This window comes from Moorena sp. SIO2C4, from assembly GCF_010672485.1.
GTDB classification, from domain to species: domain Bacteria; phylum Cyanobacteriota; class Cyanobacteriia; order Cyanobacteriales; family Coleofasciculaceae; genus Moorena; species Moorena producens.
The window spans coordinates 1-2,777 of the sequence record NZ_JAAHGN010001009.1 but is presented as its reverse complement, the minus strand read 5'-3'; the positions used below and the strand labels follow the sequence as shown (position 1 = coordinate 2,777).

Sequence of the window (2,777 nt, the reverse complement as noted above, 5' to 3'; positions counted from 1 at the left end):
CGAATTTAATTCGCCAAGGTCAAGCGCACCTAAGCGGTCTTGGGGGTTTCCCCCACTCGCTATTGCATCAAGAAGCGCAAGAGTTTGACTTCTGACAAATGACTTCTGACAAATGACTTCTGCTATACCTAGAGCGTCAACTGACTTACTGTTATAGAACTTCATTAACACATCTATTTATATATGTCAATAAAAATATGTGTTAAAATATCAGTAAAATCACTTAGAATAAAAGCATGGTAGATGAACCCTGATAATTATCCCCGGAGCTCCAGTTTCCGGGGTTTTCTCTAGGGGTCTATTGATAATTAATACAACTTTCGAGGAACGGTCTTGCCGCTAGTCGTCAATCATCCCCTGCTAAACCTTCCGGATAGTGGAGAAGTAACTCAGAAGAAAGAAATGGTAGATGCACCCTAATAATTACCCCCGAAGCTCACGGTTCGGGGGTTTTCTTTGGTAGATGCTGCCATAGACCATAACTTGGCTGTCAGCTAAAAGTAAAGTCCTCTCTAGGTTTAGCAATCATATAGAATCTTTAGCCATACCTTAGCTTCCGGATTTCAGTAACATCACTCAGAAGAAATAAATGGTAGATGCACCCTAATAATTACCCCTGAAGCTCACGGTTCGGGGGATTTTTTTTGGTAGATGTTGCCATCAGCTCCTCAGCTGGCTGTTGGCTAAGAGTAAATTTATCCCGTGGGTTTTGTGATTGATTGACTAGTAAATTGACTAGTAATCCTTCCGGATATCAATCCCATCAATCAGAAGAAAGAAATGGTAGATGCACCCTGATAATTACCCCTGAAGCTCACGGTTCGGGGGATTTTTTTTTAGGTGCGCTTTCCGGATTAAGAATTAAATTCGCCACGGGTCGCACCTGTAGATGTTGTCATCAGCTCCTCAGCTGGCTGTTGGCTAAGAGCAAATTTATCCCGTGGGTTTTGTGATTGATTGACTAGTAAATTGACTAGTAATCCTTCCGGATATCAATCCCATCAATCAGAAGAAAGAAATGGTAGATGCACCCTGATAATTACCCCTGAAGCTCACGGTTCGGGGGATTTTTTTTTTTAGGTGCGCTTGCCGTTGGCGAATTAAATTCGCCACGGGTCGCACCTGTAGATGTTGCCATCACCGCCTCAGCTGGCTGTTGGCTAAGAGCATATTTATCCCGTGGGTTTTGTGATTGATTGACTAGTCAATTTACTAGTAATCCTTCCGGATATCAATCCCATCAATCAGAAGAAATAAATGGTAGATGCACCCTAATAATTACCCCTGAAGCTCACGGTTCGGGGGTTTTCTTTTTTAGGTGCGCTTGCCGTTGGCGAATTAAATTCGCCACGGGTCGCACCTGTAGATGTTGCCATCAGCTTCTCAACTGGCTGTTGGCTAAGAGCAAATTTATCCCGTGGGTTTTGTTAGCCATTTAGTAGTCATCTTTCCGGATATCAATCCCATCAATCAGAAGAAATAAATGGTAGATGCACCCTGATAATTACCCCTAGGCTCAACGGTTTGGGGGTTTTCTTTTGAAACAGCTGTCGAATCCCTATCAAAGCTAATAGTTACCAGAGACATTCCGGCAATTTTTTCGACTATTTGATTGGTCATAGTTCCGGAGATTAGTAAAGTAACTAAGAAGAAAGAAATTAGATGCAACCTGATCAACACCCCTGAGATCTGATCGGGAGTTTTTTAGCAGTAGATAGATTGCGGTCTATGTAACTAGTTACTAGAAGCACCGTCCAACAATATTTTTCACCCATTTACTTTTCTGAGTGGGGTTGCGATGTGGATGCTCTCACCGCCTAGAGGAAACTTCCTTATTATAAGGCTACATTGATTGGGTGATGATGATTGCTCAGAAAAGACTGAGTGCCAAATAAATTAGCGCGTTAATCGTTTTTAATCCCAGCTCTGACGAGACTGGGTTTTAAAACTTCGCGCTTACTTGCGATCAAGTATCCCGGCTGTTAACAGCCAGAAATTTGGTAGTTTTTAGAAATAGTCCCAACCCAATATATCATACCTAATCTGGTAAGCAATAGCTATGGCTTGGGAGAAAATGGTACACCTAGACCATTTCCCCTGGAGTAGGAGATGCTCCTCTATTCACGCATACCGACTACCCACTGATAAGTTCCATGTGCCAGCAAGTCTTTCACTAGTTCATAAGTAACGCTATAGTTAGACCTTGGTACGGTCAGTCAAGATTTCGTAGCCATCAGTTGTTACCAAAACAGTATGTTCAAACTGAGCGGATAGAGAATTATCGACCGTAACGACTGTCCAACGGTCAGATAGGGTGCGTGTGAACTTAGTACCAGCATTCAAAATTGGCTCAATCGCCAAAGTCATCCCAGCACGCAGCTTGACATTCGGCAATTCCCGGGTGCGGAAGTTGAACACTGAGGGGTCTTCGTGTAAATTTCGCCCCACACCATGACCCGTATAATCCTCCACGATACTATAGCCATAAGTTTGGGCATGGTCTTCAATCGCACCAGCAATGTCTAACAAGTACTTCCCTGCTTTAACCTGTTCGATGCCCTTGTAGAGGGTTTCATTTGCCACCCGAATTAATTGACTCGCTTCTGGTTTAACCTCTTCAATCGGAATAGTAATGCATGAGTCTCCGTGAAATCCCTGATAGTAGGCACCTGTATCAACTTTCAACACATCACCACTGCAAATTACTTTCTTGGCACTAGGAATACCATGAACTACTTCGTGATTAAGGCAGCTGCAGATCGACCCAGGAAAGCCGA

2 protein-coding genes are annotated in these 2,777 nt (G+C 43.2%); both read right to left on the bottom strand.

The window, feature by feature from the left end; translation table 11 throughout:
* Positions 1 to 1,470: 1,470 nt before the first annotated feature.
* Positions 1,471 to 1,620, bottom strand: a complete 150-nt coding sequence (locus F6K20_RS32850; protein WP_158026457.1) for a hypothetical protein — start codon at positions 1,618 to 1,620, stop codon at positions 1,471 to 1,473.
* A gap of 576 nt (positions 1,621 to 2,196) precedes the next feature.
* Positions 2,197 to 2,777 (bottom strand): type I methionyl aminopeptidase (map, locus tag F6K20_RS32845; protein ID WP_287297558.1); only part of this gene is annotated, 581 nt, incomplete at its 5' end.